The 18,694-nt window shown below is 57.7% G+C and carries 20 protein-coding genes; 13 read left to right on the top strand and 7 right to left on the bottom strand.

Annotated elements, in window-relative coordinates:
- Window positions 1-99 precede the first annotated feature (99 nt).
- The 10 genes from ilvB to C5687_RS08660 all read left to right on the top strand — a co-directional run bounded on the left by ilvB (window position 100) and on the right by C5687_RS08660 (window position 9,592).
- Window positions 100-1,788 (top strand): acetolactate synthase large subunit, encoded by a 1,689-nt coding sequence (ilvB, locus tag C5687_RS08615; protein ID WP_104556744.1) that lies wholly within the window; start codon window positions 100-102, stop codon window positions 1,786-1,788.
- Between the two features lie 3 nt (window positions 1,789-1,791).
- Window positions 1,792-2,079, top strand: coding sequence for an acetolactate synthase small subunit (ilvN, locus tag C5687_RS08620; RefSeq protein ID WP_006808802.1), 288 nt, complete (start codon window positions 1,792-1,794; stop codon window positions 2,077-2,079).
- A gap of 81 nt (window positions 2,080-2,160) precedes the next feature.
- Window positions 2,161-2,754, top strand: coding sequence for a response regulator transcription factor UhpA (gene uhpA / locus C5687_RS08625; RefSeq protein WP_022646555.1), 594 nt, complete (start codon window positions 2,161-2,163; stop codon window positions 2,752-2,754).
- The gene (uhpB, locus tag C5687_RS08630) at window positions 2,751-4,256 is read left to right on the top strand and encodes a signal transduction histidine-protein kinase/phosphatase UhpB (RefSeq protein WP_104556745.1); all 1,506 of its coding nucleotides are present in this window, start codon (window positions 2,751-2,753) and stop codon (window positions 4,254-4,256) included. Before uhpA ends, uhpB begins: the two co-directional genes overlap by 4 nt.
- Entirely contained in the window at window positions 4,249-5,568 is a 1,320-nt protein-coding gene (gene uhpC, locus C5687_RS08635) for an MFS transporter (RefSeq protein WP_104556746.1), read from the top strand. Before uhpB ends, uhpC begins: the two co-directional genes overlap by 8 nt.
- Window positions 5,569-5,708: 140 nt before the next feature.
- Entirely contained in the window at window positions 5,709-7,100 is a 1,392-nt protein-coding gene (gene uhpT / locus C5687_RS08640; protein WP_025757000.1) for a hexose-6-phosphate:phosphate antiporter, read from the top strand.
- A gap of 176 nt (window positions 7,101-7,276) precedes the next feature.
- Window positions 7,277-7,729, top strand: a complete 453-nt coding sequence (locus tag C5687_RS08645; RefSeq protein ID WP_047957414.1) for a DUF1198 domain-containing protein — start codon at window positions 7,277-7,279, stop codon at window positions 7,727-7,729.
- Between the two features lie 102 nt (window positions 7,730-7,831).
- Entirely contained in the window at window positions 7,832-9,022 is a 1,191-nt protein-coding gene (gene nepI, locus C5687_RS08650) for a purine ribonucleoside efflux pump NepI (protein WP_104556747.1), read from the top strand.
- Window positions 9,023-9,078: 56 nt separating this feature from the next.
- Window positions 9,079-9,354 (top strand): type II toxin-antitoxin system Phd/YefM family antitoxin, encoded by a 276-nt coding sequence (locus C5687_RS08655; protein WP_047957416.1) that lies wholly within the window; start codon window positions 9,079-9,081, stop codon window positions 9,352-9,354.
- The gene (locus C5687_RS08660) at window positions 9,326-9,592 is read left to right on the top strand and encodes a Txe/YoeB family addiction module toxin (RefSeq protein ID WP_025757004.1); all 267 of its coding nucleotides are present in this window, start codon (window positions 9,326-9,328) and stop codon (window positions 9,590-9,592) included. The genes C5687_RS08655 and C5687_RS08660 overlap by 29 nt, the downstream gene beginning before the upstream one ends.
- A 1-nt stretch (window position 9,593) precedes the next feature.
- On the opposite strand, the gene C5687_RS08665 is transcribed toward C5687_RS08660, so the two are convergent.
- The 6 genes from C5687_RS08665 to C5687_RS08690 all read right to left on the bottom strand — a co-directional run bounded on the left by C5687_RS08665 (window position 9,594) and on the right by C5687_RS08690 (window position 15,507).
- Window positions 9,594-10,499 carry an EamA family transporter gene (locus C5687_RS08665; protein ID WP_059386239.1) on the bottom strand — a complete coding sequence of 302 codons (906 nt, stop codon included), beginning with the start codon at window positions 10,497-10,499 and terminating at the stop codon, window positions 9,594-9,596.
- Between the two features lie 134 nt (window positions 10,500-10,633).
- A complete protein-coding gene (locus tag C5687_RS08670; protein WP_104556748.1) occupies window positions 10,634-12,013 on the bottom strand; it encodes a carbohydrate porin in 1,380 nt (459 codons plus the stop codon).
- A gap of 137 nt (window positions 12,014-12,150) precedes the next feature.
- On the bottom strand, window positions 12,151-12,453 hold the full coding sequence (locus tag C5687_RS08675; RefSeq protein WP_008500136.1) for a PTS lactose/cellobiose transporter subunit IIA: 303 nt from the start codon (window positions 12,451-12,453) through the stop codon (window positions 12,151-12,153).
- Window positions 12,454-12,464: 11 nt separating this feature from the next.
- Complete coding sequence (locus C5687_RS08680) at window positions 12,465-13,838, bottom strand: glycoside hydrolase family 1 protein (RefSeq protein WP_094918655.1); 1,374 nt, start codon at window positions 13,836-13,838, stop codon at window positions 12,465-12,467.
- Between the two features lie 17 nt (window positions 13,839-13,855).
- Window positions 13,856-15,181: a PTS sugar transporter subunit IIC gene (locus C5687_RS08685; protein WP_045286460.1), complete on the bottom strand. Its 1,326-nt coding sequence runs from the start codon at window positions 15,179-15,181 to the stop codon at window positions 13,856-13,858.
- Window positions 15,182-15,192: 11 nt separating this feature from the next.
- Complete coding sequence (locus tag C5687_RS08690) at window positions 15,193-15,507, bottom strand: PTS sugar transporter subunit IIB (protein ID WP_014830072.1); 315 nt, start codon at window positions 15,505-15,507, stop codon at window positions 15,193-15,195.
- Between the two features lie 293 nt (window positions 15,508-15,800).
- Here C5687_RS08690 and C5687_RS08695 point away from each other — a divergent pair, with 293 nt between their 5' ends.
- Window positions 15,801-16,751 carry a LacI family DNA-binding transcriptional regulator gene (locus C5687_RS08695; RefSeq protein ID WP_025757008.1) on the top strand — a complete coding sequence of 317 codons (951 nt, stop codon included), beginning with the start codon at window positions 15,801-15,803 and terminating at the stop codon, window positions 16,749-16,751.
- Window positions 16,752-16,799: 48 nt separating this feature from the next.
- Here C5687_RS08695 and C5687_RS08700 read toward each other — a convergent pair whose 3' ends face one another.
- Window positions 16,800-17,096, bottom strand: a complete 297-nt coding sequence (locus tag C5687_RS08700) for a YicS family protein (RefSeq protein WP_047957420.1) — start codon at window positions 17,094-17,096, stop codon at window positions 16,800-16,802.
- Window positions 17,097-17,236: 140 nt separating this feature from the next.
- Here C5687_RS08700 and C5687_RS08705 point away from each other — a divergent pair, with 140 nt between their 5' ends.
- Complete coding sequence (locus C5687_RS08705; protein WP_047957421.1) at window positions 17,237-17,656, top strand: GNAT family N-acetyltransferase; 420 nt, start codon at window positions 17,237-17,239, stop codon at window positions 17,654-17,656.
- A gap of 184 nt (window positions 17,657-17,840) precedes the next feature.
- Window positions 17,841-18,659: a lipoprotein NlpA gene (nlpA, locus tag C5687_RS08710; RefSeq protein ID WP_176472241.1), complete on the top strand. Its 819-nt coding sequence runs from the start codon at window positions 17,841-17,843 to the stop codon at window positions 18,657-18,659.
- The last annotated feature ends 35 nt before the right edge of the window (window positions 18,660-18,694 follow it).

Raw genomic sequence — 18,694 nt, forward strand, 5'->3', positions numbered from 1 at the left:
ATCAACACACGAATCCAAAACCCCGCCGGCGCAAACCGGGCGGGGTTTTTCGTTTAGGACCCTCCCCGGAACGTCGGCCCAGAAGAAAAGGACTGGAGCATGGCAAGTTCGGGCACAACATCCACCACGACGCGTTTTACTGGCGCGCAGTTAATCGTTCACTTACTGGAACGGCAGGGCATTACCACGGTTGCGGGCATCCCGGGTGGCACGGTGCTGCCGCTGTACGATGCGTTAAGCCAAAGCACGCAGATCCGCCACGTGCTGGCGCGCCACGAGCAGGGCGCAGGCTTTATCGCTCAGGGGATGGCGCGGACCCAGGGCAAACCGGCAGTCTGTATGGCCTGCAGCGGCCCGGGGGCGACTAACCTGGTGACCGCCATCGCCGACGCGCGTCTCGACTCTATTCCGCTGATCTGCATTACCGGCCAGGTGCCTTCTTCAATGATCGGTACCGATGCGTTCCAGGAAGTGGACACCTACGGCATCTCTATCCCCATCACCAAACATAACTATTTAGTTCGCGACATCACCGAGCTTCCTCAGGTTATCAGCGATGCGTTCCGCATTGCGCAGTCCGGCCGCCCGGGCCCGGTGTGGATAGACATTCCTAAGGATGTCCAGACCGCAGAGATTGAGATCGACGTTCTGCCGGAACCGGGCGAGCGTGCCCCCGCGCCGGAATTCAGCGCGGAGAGCGTGCGCGACGCCGCCGCCATGATCAATGCCGCCAAACGTCCGGTGCTCTATCTGGGTGGCGGGGCAATCAACGCCGCGGATGAAATCCGTCAGTTCGCTGAAAAAGCCAATCTGCCCACCACCATGACCCTGATGGCGCTCGGCATGCTGCCAAAAGCGCACCCGCTGTCCCTGGGCATGCTGGGGATGCACGGCGCACGCAGCACCAACTACATCCTGCAGGAGGCGGATTTACTGATTGTTATGGGCGCGCGTTTTGATGACCGGGCGATTGGCAAAACCGAGGAGTTTTGCCCGAATGCCAAAATTATCCACGTGGATATCGACCGCGCTGAGCTCGGCAAAATCAAACAGCCGCACGTGGCGATTCAGGGGGATGTGGCGGAAGTGCTGACGCAGCTGATCCCGCAGACGGACGCAACCGACCGCGCCGACTGGCGTCAGCTGGTGGCCGATTTGCAGCGCGAGTTCCCGGGTGCCATCCCAACAGAAGGCGACCCGCTGAGCCACTACGGGCTGATTAACGCCGTGGCCGCCTGTGTGGACGACAGCGCGATTATTACAACCGACGTTGGCCAGCATCAGATGTGGACCGCGCAGGCTTACCCGCTGAACCGTCCGCGCCAATGGCTGACCTCCGGTGGCCTGGGGACCATGGGCTTCGGCCTGCCGGCGGCAATCGGGGCGGCGCTGGCGAATCCGGACCGCAAGGTCATCTGCTTCTCCGGTGACGGCAGCCTGATGATGAACATTCAGGAGATGGCCACCGCCGCCGAAAACCAGTTAGACGTGAAAATTATCCTGATGAACAACGAGGCGCTGGGGCTGGTACACCAGCAGCAGAGTCTGTTCTACAAGCAGGGCGTGTTTGCCGCGACCTATCCGGGGATGATTAACTTTATGCAGATTGCCGCCGGTTTTGGCCTGCACACCTGCGATCTGAACGCCGAAGAAGATGCCCACGCAGCGCTGCAGGAGGCGATTTCGCGTCCGGGCCCGGCGCTGATCCACGTGCGTATCGACCCTGAACAAAAAGTGTATCCGATGGTGCCGCCAGGTGCGGCAAATACTGAGATGGTGGGGGAATAAGCCATGCAGAAACAACATGAAAACGTCATTCTGGAACTCACCGTCCGCAACCACCCTGGCGTCATGACCCACGTCTGCGGGCTGTTTGCCCGCCGGGCGTTTAACGTGGAAGGCATTCTTTGTCTGCCCATTCAGGGCAGCGAACACAGCCGCATCTGGCTACTGGTTAATGACGACCAACGTCTGGAGCAGATGATGGCGCAGATCGACAAGCTGGAAGACGTCACCAAAGTGGCGCGCAACCAGTCCGATCCCACCATGTTTAACAAAATTGCGGTGTTTTTCGAATAGATCGCTTAAGGTAAGCGTCTTTCGCTCTTGTAGGCCGGATAAGCGCAGCGCCATCCGGCTTTTCAGACCGCAGGAATAGACATGACCACCATCGCTCTCATCGACGACCACCTTATCGTCCGCTCCGGATTTGCCCAGCTTTTAAACCTCGAACCGGATTTTCAGGTCGTGGCCGAGTTTGGCTCCGGTCGTGAAGCGCTGGCTGGCCTGCCGGGGCGCGGGGTGCAGGTGTGTATCTGCGATATCTCGATGCCGGATCTCTCGGGTCTTGAACTGTTAAGCCAGCTGCCGAAAGGGATGGCGACGATCATGCTTTCGGTCCACGACAGCCCGGCGCTGGTGGAGCAGGCCCTTAACGCGGGGGCGCGCGGATTCCTCTCTAAACGCTGCAGCCCGGACGAGCTGATTGCCGCCGTGCGCACCGTCTCCACCGGCGGCTGTTATCTGACGCCGGATATCGCCATCAAGCTGGCGGCCGGACGCCAGGATCCGCTTACCCGGCGCGAACGTCAGGTGGCAGAGAAGCTTGCCCAGGGCATGTCGGTGAAAGAGATTGCCGCCGAGCTGGATCTGTCGCCGAAAACCGTCCACGTTCATCGCGCCAACCTGATGGAAAAACTCAACGTCAGTAACGACGTTGAGCTGGCGCGCCGCATGTTCGACAGCTGGCAATGAGTCCCGTCTTTTCGCGGCTGATCGCCGTCGTTGCCAGCTTCTTTATCTTCTCCGCCGCCTGGTTCTGCCTGTGGAGCATCAGCCTGCATCTGGTGGAACGTCCGGAGCTGGCGGTACTGCTCTTTCCCTTTGGCCTGCGTCTGGGGCTGATGCTGCAATGCCCGCGCGGCTACTGGCCTGTTCTGCTGGGCGCAGAGTGGCTGATGCTGGTCTGGCTGGCGCAGGAAGTCTCCCTCGCGCATCTGCCCTTATTGATGACCGGAAGTCTGCTCACGCTCCTCCCGGTTGCGCTTATCTCCCGCTATCGCCACCAGCGCGACTGGCGCACCCTGCTGCGCCAGGGGGCGGCGCTGATTGCCGCCGCGCTGCTGCAGTCCCTGCCGTGGGCGGGTGATAAGGAGATGCTTAACGCGCTGCTGCTGACCCTGACCGGCGGCTTGACCCTTGCCCCGACCTGCCTCGTCATCTGGCACTACCTCACCAGCACCGTCTGGCAGCCGCTTGGCCCGGCGCTGGTCTCGCAACCGGTGAACTGGCGCGCCCGGCATCTCATCTGGTATCTGCTGCTGTTTGTGGTGAGCCTGTGGCTGCAGCTTGGCCTGCCCGCCGAACTTTCACGCTTTACGCCATTTTGCCTGGCGCTGCCGATCATCGCCCTGGCCTGGCACTACGGCTGGCAGGGGGCGTTGATCGCGACCCTGATGAACGCCATCGCCCTGATTGCCAGCCAGACCTGGCACGATCATCCCGTGGACCTGCTGCTCTCCCTGCTGGCCCAGAGCCTGACCGGATTGCTGCTGGGTGCGGGCATTCAGCGTCTGCGCGAGCTGAACCAGTCCCTGCAGACCGAGCTGGCGCGCAACCGGCGTCTGGCGGAGCGCCTGCTGGAGACGGAAGAGAGCGTGCGGCAGGAGGTTGCCCGCGAGCTGCACGATGATATCGGCCAGACCATCACCGCCATCCGCACCCAGGCGGGCATTGTCCAGCGTCTGGCGGCGGAAAACGCAGGCGTGAAGCAGGGCGGGGCGCATATCGAACAGCTCTCTCTTGGCGTGTACGACTCGGTGCGACGTCTGCTGGGCAGGCTGCGTCCACGCCAGCTCGACGATCTCTCACTGGAGCAGGCGGTACGCTCTCTGATGCGTGAGATGGAGCTGGAAAGCCGCGGCATTGTCAGCCATCTCGACTGGCGCATCAATGAAGCCACCCTGAGCGAAGGCCAGCGCGTGACGCTGTTCCGCGTCTGTCAGGAAGGGCTGAACAATATTGTCAAACACGCCAACGCCAGCGCGGTGACGCTGCAGGGCTGGCAGCAGGATGAGAACATCAGGCTGGTGATTGAAGACGACGGCTGCGGCCTGCCACCGGGCTCCGGGCAGCAGGGCTTTGGCCTGGCGGGCATGCGCGAGCGCGTGAAGGCGCTGGGCGGCACGCTGAGCATCTCCTGCACCCACGGGACGCGCGTCAGCGTCAGCCTGCCGCTAAGGAGCCACCATGTTTAAAACCCCGGCTAACGCCGCGCCGATAGGTAACAAAGCGGAAATCGACGCCCGCTACCGCTACTGGCGTCGCCATATCCTGATCACCATCTGGCTCGGCTACGCGCTGTTCTACTTCACCCGCAAAAGCTTCAACGCCGCCGCACCGGAGATCCTCGCCAGCGGCGTAATGACCCGCACCGATATCGGCCTGCTGGCGACGCTGTTTTACATCACCTACGGCCTGTCGAAGTTCTTCTCCGGCATCGTCAGCGACCGCTCCAACGCTCGCTATTTCATGGGCGTTGGGCTGATTGCCACCGGCGTAGTGAATATCCTGTTTGGCTTCTCCACCTCGCTGTGGGCCTTTGCCCTGCTGTGGGCGCTGAACGCCTTTTTCCAGGGCTGGGGCGCGCCGGTCTGCGCCCGTCTGCTCACAGCCTGGTACTCGCGCAACGAGCGCGGCGGCTGGTGGGCCGTCTGGAACACCGCGCATAACGTCGGCGGGGCGCTGATCCCGATGGTGGTCGGCGCGGCGGCGCTACACTACGGCTGGCGCGCGGGGATGATGATTGCCGGCGGTCTGGCGATTGTCGCCGGGCTGTTCCTCTGCTGGCGGTTGCGCGACAGGCCGCAAACCGTCGGCCTGCCCGCGGTGGGCGACTGGCGGCACGACGAGATGGAAATGGCGCAACAGCAGGAGGGGGCGGGGCTGACGCGCAAAGAGATCCTCACCAAATACGTCTTGTTAAACCCCTATATCTGGCTGCTCTCGCTCTGCTACGTGCTGGTCTACGTGGTGCGTGCAGCCATCAACGACTGGGGCAATCTGTACATGTCCGAGACGCTCGGCGTGGACCTGGTCACCGCCAACTCCGCGGTGACGATGTTCGAACTGGGCGGGTTTATCGGCGCGCTGGTGGCGGGCTGGGGCTCGGATAAGCTATTCAACGGCAACCGCGGCCCGATGAACCTGATTTTCGCGGCCGGGATATTACTTTCCGTCGGCTCGCTGTGGCTGATGCCCTTCGCCAGCTACGTGATGCAGGCGGCGTGCTTCTTCACCACCGGTTTCTTCGTCTTCGGCCCGCAGATGCTGATCGGCATGGCGGCGGCTGAGTGTTCGCACAAAGAGGCGGCGGGCGCGGCGACGGGCTTTGTCGGGCTGTTTGCCTACCTCGGCGCGTCGCTCTCCGGCTGGCCGCTGGCGCGGGTGATCGACGTCTGGCACTGGAGCGGTTTCTTCGCGGTGATCGCTATCGCGGCAGGGATCTCTGCGCTGTTGCTGCTGCCGTTTTTGCACGCGCAGGCTCCGCGCGAGGCGAGCGAAGCGTGATGCGCCTCACTTTTTCGCCCCGAGTGGCGCAAAACTAAGAAATTTTCCCGGTTTTACCTGGACGCTGTCTCAGGCATCTCTCCCGGCTGATTTTTACAATGCCTGCCATTCGCAGGTAAAAATCAGCTCAGGAGCAAACCATGCTGGCCTTCCTCAATCAGGTGCGCAAGCCGACCCTGGATCTGCCGCTCGACGTGCGGCGCAAGATGTGGTTCAAACCGTTCATGCAGTCCTATCTGGTGGTCTTCATCGGCTACCTGACCATGTACCTGATCCGCAAAAACTTTAACATCGCGCAGAACGACATGATCTCGACCTACGGGCTGAGCATGACGCAGCTGGGGATGATCGGTCTGGGCTTCTCCATCACCTACGGCGTGGGGAAAACCGTTGTCTCCTACTACGCGGACGGCAAAAACACCAAGCAGTTCCTGCCGTTTATGCTGATCCTCTCCGCTATCTGTATGCTTGGCTTCAGCGCCAGCATGGGCGCGGGCTCCGTTAGCCTGTTCCTGATGATCGCCTTCTACGCCCTGAGCGGTTTCTTCCAGAGCACCGGCGGGTCGTGCAGCTACTCCACCATCACCAAATGGACCCCGCGCCGTAAGCGTGGCTCGTACCTCGGCATGTGGAACATCTCCCACAACCTCGGCGGGGCAGGTGCGGCTGGCGTGGCGCTGTTCGGCGCAAACTACCTGTTCGACGGCCACGTGATCGGCATGTTTATCTTCCCGTCGATTATCGCCCTGATTGTCGGCTTTATCGGCCTGCGCTTCGGCAGCGACTCCCCGGAATCTTACGGCCTTGGCAAAGCCGAAGAGCTGTTCGGCGAGGAGATCAGCGAAGAGGACAAAGAGACCGAAGAAAACGAGATGACCAAATGGCAGATCTTTGTTGAGTACGTGCTGAAAAACAAAGTGATCTGGCTGCTCTGCTTCTCCAACATCTTCCTGTACGTGGTGCGCATCGGTATTGACCAGTGGTCGACCGTGTATGCCTTCCAGGAGCTGAAGCTTTCTAAAGAGGTGGCGATTCAGGGCTTCACCCTGTTTGAAGTGGGCGCGCTGGTCGGCACGCTGCTCTGGGGCTGGCTCTCGGATCTCGCCAACGGTCGTCGTGCACTGGTGGCCTGCATCGCGCTGGCGCTGATTATTGCTACCCTGGGCGTTTACCAGCATGCCAGCAACCAGTACGTTTACCTGGCGTCCCTGTTCGCGCTAGGCTTCCTGGTGTTTGGTCCACAGCTGCTGATCGGCGTGGCGGCAGTCGGCTTCGTTCCGAAAAAAGCGATCGGTGCCGCCGACGGGATTAAAGGCACCTTCGCCTACCTGATCGGCGACAGCTTCGCCAAGCTGGGTCTGGGGATGATCGCTGACGGCACGCCAATTTTCGGCCTCACCGGCTGGGCGGGCACCTTTGCCGCGCTGGATGCGGCAGCCATCGGCTGTATCGTCCTGATGGCGATGGTCGCGGTGCTGGAGGAACGTAAAATTCGCCGGGAAAATCGCGCGCAGAAATTAAAAATAGCCTGAGTGTGCAGGTAACTTCTTTGCCCGGTGTGTGATGCCGGGCTTTTTTATATTAACGCCCCGGCGTTACTGCCTTATATCCCCTTCTGCAAGGTCTTTTCCGTTCACTATTATGGCGCCGCCCGCTGTTGACGCCCTGCGTTTCCCGCTATGATGAGCGGCTATTCTAAGGAGAACGCATGGTCTGGATAATGCTGGCAACGCTTGCCGTGGTGTTTGTGGTTGGGTTTCGTGTCCTGACCTCTGACTCCCGCCGCGCCATCAAACGCTTAAGCGAACGTCTGGGGATCACCCCAATGCCTGTCGAGTCGATGATCGACCAGTTCGGTAAAACGCCCGGCAATGAGTTTATCCGCTATCTTGAACGCCCTGACGAAGCGCATCTGCAAAACGCGGCACAGGTGCTGCTGATCTGGCAGGTCTGCATCGTCGACGGCAGCGAAGAGAACCTGCACACCTGGCACCGCATGCTGCGTAAAGCCCGTCTGGCCGCGCCAATCACCGATGCACAAATCCGCCTGACGCTCGGCTTTATGCGCGAAATGGAGCCCGACCCGCAAGAGCTGAATGCCTTCCAGCTACGCTATAACCAGCTCTTCCTGCCGGAAGAGGGGGTGTTTTACCTGCACTGATCCCCTGTCAAAACGTCAAAAGTTGTCTAAACGTTAAATCCATCACACTTTTGATGATAAACTGCGCGACTTTTCCGCACGTTTTTATCTTCAGGTGACGCCATGACAGAACATATCCAGCCCTCGACCAAACCGCAGACCAAAGAGGTTACTCGCCCCAACTGGTCGGCGGTTTTTTCCGTGGCGTTCTGCGTCGCCTGCCTGATTACCGTTGAGTTTCTGCCGGTTAGCCTGCTGACGCCGATGGCGCAGGACCTGGGCATTTCTGAAGGCGTGGCGGGGCAGTCCGTTACCGTCACCGCGTTTGTGGCAATGTTCGCCAGCCTGTTTATTACGCAGGTGATTGGCGCGATTGACCGCCGTAAAGTGGTCATTCTGTTCAGCGTCCTGCTGACACTCTCCTGCCTGCTGGTTTCCTTCGCGGAAAGCTTCACCCTGCTGCTGCTGGGGCGCGCCTGTCTTGGGCTGGGGCTTGGTGGCTTCTGGGCGATGTCTGCCTCGCTCACCATGCGTCTGGTGCCGGCGCGCACCGTGCCGAAGGCCTTGTCCGTTATCTTTGGCGCGGTCTCCATCGCGCTGGTGATCGCCGCGCCGCTGGGCAGTTTTCTCGGCGGGATTATCGGCTGGCGTAACGTCTTTAACGCGGCGGCGGTAATGGGGCTGCTCTGCATCATTTGGGTGTGGAAAGCGCTGCCGTCGCTGCCGGGCGAAGCGGCGCACCATAAGCAGAACATGTTCGCGCTGCTGAAGCGCCCTGGCGTGCTGGCGGGGATGACCGCCATCTTTATGGCTTTTGCCGGGCAGTTTGCCTTCTTCACCTATATCCGCCCGGTGTTTATGACCATGGCGGGTTTTGACGTCGATGGCCTGACGCTGGTGCTGCTGAGTTTCGGTATCGCCAGCTTTGTCGGCACCTCGCTGTCGTCCCAGTTCCTGAAACGCTCCCTGAAAGTGGCGCTGGCGGGTGCCCCACTGGTGCTGGCTGTCAGTGCCGTGGTGCTGATTCTGTGGGGTAGCGACAAATGGGTCGCCTCGGCGATTGCGATTATCTGGGGCTTTGCCTTTGCGCTGGTGCCGGTTGGCTGGTCGACGTGGATCACCCGCTCGCTTGCCGATCAGGCGGAGAAAGCCGGGTCGATTCAGGTGGCGGTGATTCAGCTGGCGAACACCTGCGGCGCGGCGGTGGGCGGCGTTGCGCTCGACCATCTTGGGCTGACGTCACCGCTGGTGATTTCCGGCACGCTGATGCTGCTGACGGCGCTGCTGGTGGCGGGGAAGGTAAAGACACGTTGATTGATAAATAATCACCTTGCCGATATACTTGTACCGTAACTTGTACAGGAGGAAGTATGCAGGTTGTGACGTTTACCGAAGCACGAAGCCGACTCAAAGATGTGTTGGACGACGTGAATGACAACGTGGAGACAACCATCATCAGCCGTCGTAACGGGGGTGATGCGGTAGTGATGTCTCTGCAGCACTACAACTCAATGATGGAAACCATCCATCTGATGAGTTCGCCTGCCAACGCCAGCCGACTGATGGAGTCAATCGAGCAGGCAAACACGGGAAAAACCACGCAGAGGGATCTGATAGATGACCAGGCTACTGATTTGGACCGATAACGGCTGGGACGATTACCTGTGGTGGCAGGAGCAGGACAAGAAGACGCTTCGCAGAATCAATAAACTGATTGAGGATGCAAAGCGCCAGCCCTTCGATGGCCTGGGTAAGCCGGAACCCCTTAAAGGCAACCTTTCCGGATACTGGTCCCGGCGGATCAACGACACTGACCGTCTGGTTTACGGGGTGTCGGATAGCGCTCTCACCATTCTGATGTGTCGCTATCACTATTACGCATAAGTCACGCCGATGTCTGAACCCGTCTTCTCGAATCCATCGAAATCAACACCACCGACGACACAATCAGCAGCGTGCCCAGCCAGTCTGGCAGGGTAAACGCCACGCCCAGCAGCATCACCGACAGTAACGCGCTGCTCAGCGGCTCGGCGCAGCTCAGAATGCTCGCCTTCGGCCCGCCGATCATCTGCGCGCCTTTCAGGTACAGGCTGAACGTCAGCGCCGTGCCGATCACCACCAGGTAGAAAAACGCCAGCAGCAGGCTGCCGTCGATCACAAAGGTGGTGCCGCGCCCGGCATAAAATGGCGTCAGCATTAACCCTGCAATCAACATACTCCAGCCGACAATCGGCAGCGTGCCGTAGCGGGCAATCAGCGTTGACGGGTAGGTGGTGTAAAACGCGGCGGCAAACGCCGAGGCAATGCCAAAGAACAAGGCTGCAGGGGAGATGGAGAGCGAAGTGGGATCGCCGTGGGTCACCAGCAGGAAAGTCCCGACAAGCGAGGTCACGATCGCGGACAGGACAAACACGCCGGGGCGCTTTTTGCGTGCCAGCGCGAACCACGCCACGATAATCGTCGGCGACAGAAATTGCAGCACGGTGGCCGTAGCGGCGTTGGATTTTTCAATCGTCAGCAGGAAGGTGAGCTGTACGGTAAGCGCGCCAGCCAGCGAGAAAAACAGCAGACTGAGGGCGTCTTTGCGATGTTTGATGACCGAGAAAATCTTGTCGCCGTGAACGAAGGAGAGGGTTAGCAGGATCACGCCGGTAAACAGCAGGCGAATCATCGTCAGGTAAGGCGAAGAGATCTGGCTTTTCTCCATGATGTACTGCGCGCACACCCCTGAACTGCCCCATAAAACGGCAGCGATCAGGACGTTTAACATCCCTTTACGTGTGGAACCCATGTTCTCCCCTGCTATGTTGGTTTTTTTGTAGCATAACATGGGATCTTGCCGGGTGGCGCTACGCTTACCCGGCCTACAAAACCTTGTAGGCCCGTGCAAGCGCAGCGCCGCCGGGCGAAACAAACGACGCTTTACTAGAACCACGCCTCCCACATTGCGCCGACGTTGAAGTCGTCCAGCGTCTCGTCTTTGGTGCCGTTCACGCGGGCGGTGCGTTCGTTATCCACTTTGCCGCCGGTTACGTAGAAGCGCAGCATCGGACGGAACTCCGGCCCCATGGCGATCGACATGTTCTGGGAGAGGGTCAGCTTCCAGCCCTTGTTATCGCCGCCGTTGTCGTAATCCACATGCTGCCAGCCCGCTTCCAGCCAGGTGGAGTGGACGTCGTTCCACCAGTGCATCGGACGGACAATGGCGTTGTAGTTCTTACGGTTGTCCGTTTTATCACGGCTGTTGTCGTAGTCGTGGAAGGCGAGGATGTACTCCACCTGCGTGGCAGGAGTGAATTTATACAGCCCTTCGAAGCTGGCATAGACCGTGGTCAGATCTTCGGTTTTATTAAACACGCTGTTGTCCGCGTTATCGGAGTAACGGGCAATCACCTTATTCACGCCGCTGTCGTTGGTGTGGCTCAGCACCACGCCGCCCTGCCAGGCGTTCAGCCGTTCGTCGCTCTCCACGGCTTTTGAGTCAAAGCCGTAGTTAGCGTACAGCTCCAGATCCAGCGGACCCACTTTCATGCCGTGGATTTTTGAGGTTGCCGCATAGTTGCCTTTGTCGCCCGTGCCGGAACCGCCGGTACAGGTGATGCGCGACGGGTTCGCTTCATCTTCCAGTACTTCCGGGCTACAGGATTCCACCGCCGCCACGGCGGCCACGTCGAACTGCACGCCGCCGATGTCGAAGTTCTTCACCCCGGCGCCCTGGCCGTCGTGGTTCATCCAGAAGTAATCGTTGATGCCCTGCTGCGGACGCTGGTGGAAGTCACGACCGGCCCAGAAATAGGCGTTCGGGTTGGAGGCCATAATGTTGGTTACACCGGCGTAGGCTTTTTTCAGGTTAACTTCATCGCCCCAGTGGTCGATCATCACGTTGATGTCCCAGATGGCGCCGTTGTCGCCCTTGAAGGCTTTGGAGAGCTGGAATTCGCCGCCGTTGCCTTCGTTACCCAGACGACCAATGGCAGATGCCCCGTTATAGGAGCCGTCTACCGCCACATACTTCTGGTCAGCAGCCTGGAAGTGCGCGCCGTAGCGGGCGTAACCGGTAAATTTAATACCGAACGGAATCGCCATGTCCGGGGATTGCGCCGCGCTTTGCGGCTCGGTGACCACGTCGGCTTTTTTCGCCACGGCGGCATCCATTTTGGCCTGACGTTCGGCCAGGGCTTTATCCACCGCTTTTGCCACGATGGTGTCGATTTGCTCCTGCGTAAATTCCTGGGCGAGGGCAGAAATTGGGCAAAGCGCGGCGATAACCGCCATGGTTAATGGAAGTTTTTTAATCGTATTCATGGTTATCTCAATATAGTTTAATTTTATTCAGACAATAACCATCCCGCTCCGATCTGACAGAGTATGTCGCTATCATCAGAACAAGTGGAATTCTATTTTAGGTGCAGAGGTATTACATTAATTTATTTCGCCATAGATTATCTCTGATATAAATGAATTATTTCTTCAGACAATTCACGCGCTAATAGCGAATTCATTAAATGATCCTGGGCGTGAACCATAATTAAGGTCATCGGCTGACGGGCTTCTCCCGCATCCTGCTCAATAAGTTTGGTCTGCATCTTGTGCGCCTGTCGCGCGTAGCCATCGGCTTCACGCAGCAGGCTTTTGGCTTCGTCAATGTTGCCCTGCCGCGCAGCGTGCAGTGCTTCAAAGCACAGGCTGCGCGACTGACCCGCATTGACGATGATTTCCATAACCGCTTCTTCTAAGGCAATCATCATCTCTCTCTTTAGATATCGAAACTATTATTTAATGAGGTGGCGGCAAACCACTCTCCGCTCTTTTTAAGGGTGCGCTGCTGCGTTTCCAAATCGAGCTGGATAAATCCATAGCGATTTTTATACGCATTGCACCACGACCAGTTATCAATAAAGGTCCACATATGATAACCAAGGCAATTGCACCCTTCGCTAATACCTTTATGCAGCCAGGTTAAATGCCCGGAAATAAAATCAATGCGGTATTGATCGTTTATCTGGCCATTTTCAATAAAGCGCTGCTCATTTTCGACACCCATACCGTTTTCAGAAATAAAACAGCGTGGATTGCCGTAATTGTCGCGCAGGTTGACCAGAATATCGTAAATACCCGGCTCGTAGATTTCCCAGCCACGGTACGGGTTCATCTTGCGGCCTGGCATCTCGTAGTTTTCAAAGAACCACTCCGGCATAAACGGTGCCTGCGGGTTCACCGCGCTGTCACGACACTTCACGCGACGCGGCTGGTAGTAGTTAATGCCGAGCAGGTCGATTTTCCCTTCCGCAATCAGGAGACTGTCTTCCGGTTTACAGGCAGGCAGTTGATTGTGGGTTTTCAGCAACGCCACCAGGTCGGCCGGATACTCCCCGCGCAGAACCGGGTCGAGGAAGCTGCGGTTAAACATCAGGTCGGCCACGTGCGCCGCTTTGACGTCCGCCGGGTTTTGCGAGCGCGGGTACGACGGCGTCAGGTTCAATACGATACCAATCTCCCCGGCATAATGGCCCGCACGGTAGGCCTGAACGGCCTTCGCATGGGCCAGCACGGTGTGATACGCCACGGTGGCCGCCCGGCGGAAATCCACCACGTTGGGGTAATGGAAGTCGTACAGATAACCGCCTTCCACCGGGACGATCGGCTCGTTGAAGGTAAACCAGTGCAGTACGCGGTCGCCAAACAGGTCGAAGCAAATCTGCGCATAGCGGGCGTAAGCCTCCACCACGTCACGGTTTTCCCAGCCGCCGATCTCCTGCATCGCCATCGGCATGTCGAAGTGGAACAGGGTGATAAACGGCGTAATGCCCTGTTCGATCAGCTCATCAATGACCTGATTATAAAATTCGACTGCCTTCGGGTTCACTTCACCGATACCGTCGGGGATCAGGCGCGCCCAGCTTATGGAAGTACGAAAGCTGTTGTGATTCAGCTGCTTTAACAGCTGAATGTCCGTTTTCCAGTGTTGATAAAACGTGGAGGTCTGCTGCGGCCCCACGCCGTTGTGAAAACGGTTCGGCTCGCGGGCGAACCAGTAATCCCATGTGGTTTCACCCTCTCGTGTCCCTTCGGTCTGGAGAGCGGAGCTTGCGCTGCCCCACCAGAAATTATCGGGAAAGGTATATTTCATGACGCGTCCTCTTTGACTTAATGGCTTGCGGTCTCAGCGGCTCCGACGGTTGCCTGAGCCTTCTGCTCTTCGTTTTTCATCAACGTACGCTCGTAAGCGCGCAGGAACGGCAGGTACATCAGCGCTGACATCACCATACAAACGAGACACATCACCACCGGGCTCAGCGCCCAGTTGGCGGCCCATGAGGCGCCAATGGGCGCGGGCGTGGTCCACGGCGTGAGCGACACTACCTGTGCCAGCCAGCCCAGTCTGGTTGCCGCCCAGGCCAGGCAGGCGTTCACCAGTGGAACGCACACGAACGGAATAAACAGCATCGGGTTCATGATGATCGGCGCGCCGAACAGGATCGGCTCGTTGATGTTAAAGAAGCTTGGCACAACGCCCATTTTGCCGATAGTGCGTAAGTGCGTTACGCGGCTACGCAGCAGCAGGAAGGCCAGCGGCAGCGTAGAACCGACGCCGCCAATCAGCAGGTAGTGATCCCAGAAGCCCTGCAGGTAGACGTGCGGCAGCGCCGCGCCGGCCGCCAGTGCCGCCTGGTTGGCCGACAGGTTCGCCATCCAGAACGGGTTCATGATGCCGGTGACAATCAGCGAGCCGTGAATACCGGCAAACCAGAAGATCTGGCACAGCAGCACGGAGAGCAGAATGGCTGGCAGGGAGTCAGACGCAGAGACCAGCGGCTCCAGCAGGTGCATTATCGCCTGCGGAATAATCATCCCGGTCTGCGCCTCAATAAACAGGTTCAGCGGGTGCAGGGTACCGATCACCACCATCACCGGGATCAGGATCTCAAACGACCGCGCCACGCCGGTCGGGACTTCTTTCGGCAGACGAATGGTGACGTTGTTCTGCTTCAGCCACGCATAGACGCGAGTAGCGTAAATCGCGGTGATCAGAGCGGTAAAAATCCCCTGACCGGAAAGATACTGGGTGGAGATCTTACCGTCGGCATACGGCGCGGCGACCAGCAGGAAGGCCATGAAGGCCAGCAGGCCGGACATCACCGGGTCAAGGTTAAACTGACGTCCCAGGCTTGCCCCAATCCCCACCGAGATGAAAAAGGTCATGACGCCCATACTGAGGTTAAACGGCAGCATCAGCTGCTCGCGGTAGGTCTGGGAGAAATCCAGCCAGCCGCGGGCGAAGCTGTTGGTGGTGTCCGCCGAGAACGGCGGGAAGATGAACACCAGCATAAACGAGCCGATGATCATAAACGGCAGCGCGGCGGTAAAGCCGTCGCGGATGGCAATCACATACTTTTGCTGGCCGAGCTTCGCGGCCAGCGGGGTAATTGACTGCTCAATCACCGCGACCATGGATTGATATAACGAACTCATGAGAACACCTTTTAGTGTGCCGCTTCGATGAGCGACAGAGCATAGTCCAGTACCTTATCGCCACGTTGCATGCCGTAGTCCATCATATCGATGGGCTGGACGGGAATGCCTTTGGTGGCTGCCTTGTCTGAGAGTGTCTGTAACATGTATTTCACTTGCGGTCCGAGAAGGACAACCTGGTATTGCGGAAACTGCGTATCAAATTCGGAAACGCCATACGCATCAATTTTTACCGGCAAACCTCGTTCTTTCGCGACATCGACCATTTTGCTGACCAGCAGGCTGGTGGACATCCCGGCAGAGCAGCAGAGCATAATCTTGAACATCGACAACCATCCTCAAAATGTAAATAGATATTGCGCTGATGATTGGATATCATATGGAAACCGGTTTCCATTTATAAAAAGCAGAAGTGTGATACTCATCAAGATCCCTTACTTATGAGGCTAATTAACCCGATATGTGTCACACAATTTGGCTGTTTTGACATCATTTTGAGTGGAAACGGAAAATCGGTTTCCATGGAAAACGGAAACGGATATACTCCCTTCTGGCTATAATGTGAGCCGAAGCGGTCATGGAATTTGCAGGCGCGAGGTAAGCCTGTCAGGGGAAAGAGATGTCGACAATCAATGATGTATCACGTCTTGCCGGGGTGTCTAAAGCCACGGTATCGCGAGTGTTGAGTGGGTCGCGTGGCGTAAAGGAAGCCAGCCGTCAGGCGGTTCTGAAGGCAGTGGATGAACTTAACTACCGGCCTAATGTGATTGCGCAGTCGCTGCTGAGCCAGTCGACAGGGTGCATCGGGGTGATTTGTGCCCAGGAAAACATTAACCAGACCACCGGCTATCTCTACGCGCTGGAAAAACAGCTCAGTCAGCACCAGAAACACCTGCTGCTGCGCTTCGCGCATAGCAAAGCGGAAGTGATGCACGCTCTGGAAGAGCTCTCCTGCGGGCTGTGCGATGACATCCTGGTGATTGGCGCGCGTTTCCCGCTGGACGTCGACAGGGACAACGTTATCCTGGTTGACTGTATGGAGTCTGATAATTCCAACAGTATCCAGTTCGATCACGCCTTTGCCGCCGAAACCGCCTGTAACTATCTGACCAGCCAGGGACGACGCCAGATTGCCCTCATCCACCCGCACGGCAGCGGTTTTGCTGACCAGGTTCTGCTTGGCTACAAGCATGCGCTGGAGAAAAATTTCCTGCCCTTTAATCGCAACCTTGTGTTTATGGACGCCACCTCCTCGTCCGTTGCGCTTCAGGAGCTGCTCAATAACGCCAGCACGCTCAATTTCAACGCATTGCTGGTCGCGGACGAGCAGGAAGCCCAGCGGGTGATCCCGCAGCTGCAGGCGTTTAATAAATCCGTGCCGGAGGACATTATGGTCTTCAGCCTGGCCGGTTCGTTGCACCTGCCGGGTATTCCGGTGATCCCGGCCATTGAATATTCAATGGATGCCATGGCGGCGCGTATCGTGAGCTGGCTGACGGAAAAAACGCAGATGCTGGGGTCGTACGTGCTGCGCGGGGATCTCATCATTCCGGACGTGCGGAAGCGTTAAACGTATGATGTAGGCCGGGTAAGCGCAGCGCCACCCGGCAAGCAGCATTCAATAATCTTCCATACAATCCACCTGGCCAATCGCCGCCCAGTAGGCATCCAGGTTGTCGCGCTTGACGGCGGTGATGGCATTCTTGATCAGCAGTTGATTGGCCTCAGACGACAAAATCATCTCCTGCCAGGCTTTATCGCTCTGTTTTTTCTGGGGTGTACAGGCTTTTTTCACATCTTTGAGGACCTGCTGCTTGATTTGAGCCTCCCGCGCCGGATCGTCCTTTTCCTGCGCATGGACAAACGCGGCGAACAGCAGACAAACCAGCAGGCAGACCAGGTGCGCAGCTTTCATCGAAACCCCCTTGAAAAGACGCATGCTTCCCATGAAATATATCGTTACATTCAGTGTAGCGACGCCAGCCGAAAGTATGAATTTTCTCCGTAAAGTATCTGTGCGATAGTCAAACAGCACACAAAAACAGGGAGAACGCCATGCAACTGAGCATTACCAATACGGTTACGCAGCAGGAAAAAGAAGAGTTATTCGTGGGGCTTCGTGCCTACAACGCGCAATTTTTGGATATGGCAACCTTTAGCGGCGATATTGGCGTTTACGTGCGTGACGAAAAAGGTGTCATGCTGGGCGGGTTAATCGGCGTGCGCAAAGGCGACTGGCTGAATATTGATTACCTCTGGGTAAGCGACACCGTCCGGGGAACCGGTGTGGGCAGCCAGCTCATCAAAGCGGCTGAAGAGGAAGCCAGACGCAAAGGCTGCAAGCACGCGCTGGTGGATACGGCCAGCTTCCAGGCGCGTCCGTTTTATGAAAAACAGGGGTATCAGCTGCAGATGTCTTTGCAGGACTATCCTTATCCGGGCATGCAGCGTCATTACCTGGCGAAAGCGCTTTAAGTCATTAGGCATCGAGATTCATCGCCCGGTGGCGCTACGATTACCGGGCCTACACTTCCCCGTCATATAGGCCGGGTAAGCACAGCGCCACCCGGCGATACCCGTTTATAACGTATCCTTCTTACTGATTCTTTTTCGGTTTTTATTTCAGCGTCTCGTTGTCGATATAGTCACTGCACCATTTATCAAAAGGAACTGTCTTGTGAAACGTCGATTGGGTGCTCTGGTTCTCGCAGGTTTGCTGCTGGCAGGATGCGATCAAAGTGGCAGCGATGCCAAACACATTAAAGTCGGCGTCATCAATGGCGCTGAACAGGACGTGGCGGAAGTCGCCAAAAAAGTGGCTAAAGAGAAATATGGCCTGGATGTTGAGCTGGTGGGCTTCAGCGGTTCGCTGCTGCCCAACGACGCCACCAACCAGGGGGAACTGGATGCCAACGTATTCCAGCATCGCCCGTTCCTTGAAGAGGATAATAAGGCGCATAACTACAAGCTGGTGGCCGTGGCGAACACCTTTGTCTTCCCGATGGCGGGTTACTCCCGCAAAATCAAATCCGTGTCTGATCTGAAAGACGGCGCGACCATCGCTATTCCAAACGATCCGACCAACCTGGGGCGCGCGCTGCTGCTGCTGCAAAAAGAGAAGCTCATTACCCTGAAGCCAGACACCGGTCTGCTGCCGACGGCGCTGGATATTACCGCGAACCCCAAAAACCTGAAGATTATGGAGCTGGAAGGGGCGCAGCTGCCGCGCGTGCTGGATGACCCGAAAGTGGATGTCGCGATTATCAGCACCACCTATATTCAGCAAACCGGGCTGTCGCCGGTGCATGACAGCGTCTTTATTGAAGATAAAAACTCGCCGTACGTGAATATTGTGGTGACGCGCGAAGACAACAAAGACGCGGAGAACGTGAAGGAATTTATCCAGTCTTATCAGTCGCCTGAAGTGGCTAAAGCCGCTGAAACCATCTTTAACGGTGGGGCGGTACCGGGCTGGTAAGGGAGCGGACAGAAAACGCGGCGCCTTAAATTGGC

Origin of the sequence: Enterobacter sichuanensis (genome assembly GCF_002939185.1) — a bacterium.
Taxonomy (GTDB): domain Bacteria; phylum Pseudomonadota; class Gammaproteobacteria; order Enterobacterales; family Enterobacteriaceae; genus Enterobacter; species Enterobacter sichuanensis.

Excerpts from the sequence above, each read along its gene's own strand:
- C5687_RS08685 (WP_045286460.1), bottom strand. The coding sequence starts at position 15,181 with ATGAGTTCGTTATATCAATCCATGGTCGCGGTGATTGAGCAGTCAATT.
- C5687_RS08645 (WP_047957414.1), top strand. The coding sequence starts at position 7,277 with ATGGTCTGGATAATGCTGGCAACGCTTGCCGTGGTGTTTGTGGTTGGG.
- C5687_RS08655 (WP_047957416.1), top strand. The coding sequence starts at position 9,079 with ATGCAGGTTGTGACGTTTACCGAAGCACGAAGCCGACTCAAAGATGTG.
- C5687_RS08690 (WP_014830072.1), bottom strand. The coding sequence starts at position 15,507 with ATGTTCAAGATTATGCTCTGCTGCTCTGCCGGGATGTCCACCAGCCTG.
- C5687_RS08700 (WP_047957420.1), bottom strand. The coding sequence starts at position 17,096 with ATGAAAGCTGCGCACCTGGTCTGCCTGCTGGTTTGTCTGCTGTTCGCC.
- uhpB (WP_104556745.1), top strand. The coding sequence starts at position 2,751 with ATGAGTCCCGTCTTTTCGCGGCTGATCGCCGTCGTTGCCAGCTTCTTT.
- uhpT (WP_025757000.1), top strand. The coding sequence starts at position 5,709 with ATGCTGGCCTTCCTCAATCAGGTGCGCAAGCCGACCCTGGATCTGCCG.
- ilvN (WP_006808802.1), top strand. The coding sequence starts at position 1,792 with ATGCAGAAACAACATGAAAACGTCATTCTGGAACTCACCGTCCGCAAC.
- uhpC (WP_104556746.1), top strand. The coding sequence starts at position 4,249 with ATGTTTAAAACCCCGGCTAACGCCGCGCCGATAGGTAACAAAGCGGAA.
- C5687_RS08665 (WP_059386239.1), bottom strand. The coding sequence starts at position 10,499 with ATGGGTTCCACACGTAAAGGGATGTTAAACGTCCTGATCGCTGCCGTT.
- C5687_RS08670 (WP_104556748.1), bottom strand. The coding sequence starts at position 12,013 with ATGAATACGATTAAAAAACTTCCATTAACCATGGCGGTTATCGCCGCG.
- uhpA (WP_022646555.1), top strand. The coding sequence starts at position 2,161 with ATGACCACCATCGCTCTCATCGACGACCACCTTATCGTCCGCTCCGGA.
- nepI (WP_104556747.1), top strand. The coding sequence starts at position 7,832 with ATGACAGAACATATCCAGCCCTCGACCAAACCGCAGACCAAAGAGGTT.
- ilvB (WP_104556744.1), top strand. The coding sequence starts at position 100 with ATGGCAAGTTCGGGCACAACATCCACCACGACGCGTTTTACTGGCGCG.
- C5687_RS08680 (WP_094918655.1), bottom strand. The coding sequence starts at position 13,838 with ATGAAATATACCTTTCCCGATAATTTCTGGTGGGGCAGCGCAAGCTCC.
- C5687_RS08695 (WP_025757008.1), top strand. The coding sequence starts at position 15,801 with ATGTCGACAATCAATGATGTATCACGTCTTGCCGGGGTGTCTAAAGCC.
- C5687_RS08705 (WP_047957421.1), top strand. The coding sequence starts at position 17,237 with ATGCAACTGAGCATTACCAATACGGTTACGCAGCAGGAAAAAGAAGAG.
- C5687_RS08675 (WP_008500136.1), bottom strand. The coding sequence starts at position 12,453 with ATGATTGCCTTAGAAGAAGCGGTTATGGAAATCATCGTCAATGCGGGT.
- C5687_RS08660 (WP_025757004.1), top strand. The coding sequence starts at position 9,326 with ATGACCAGGCTACTGATTTGGACCGATAACGGCTGGGACGATTACCTG.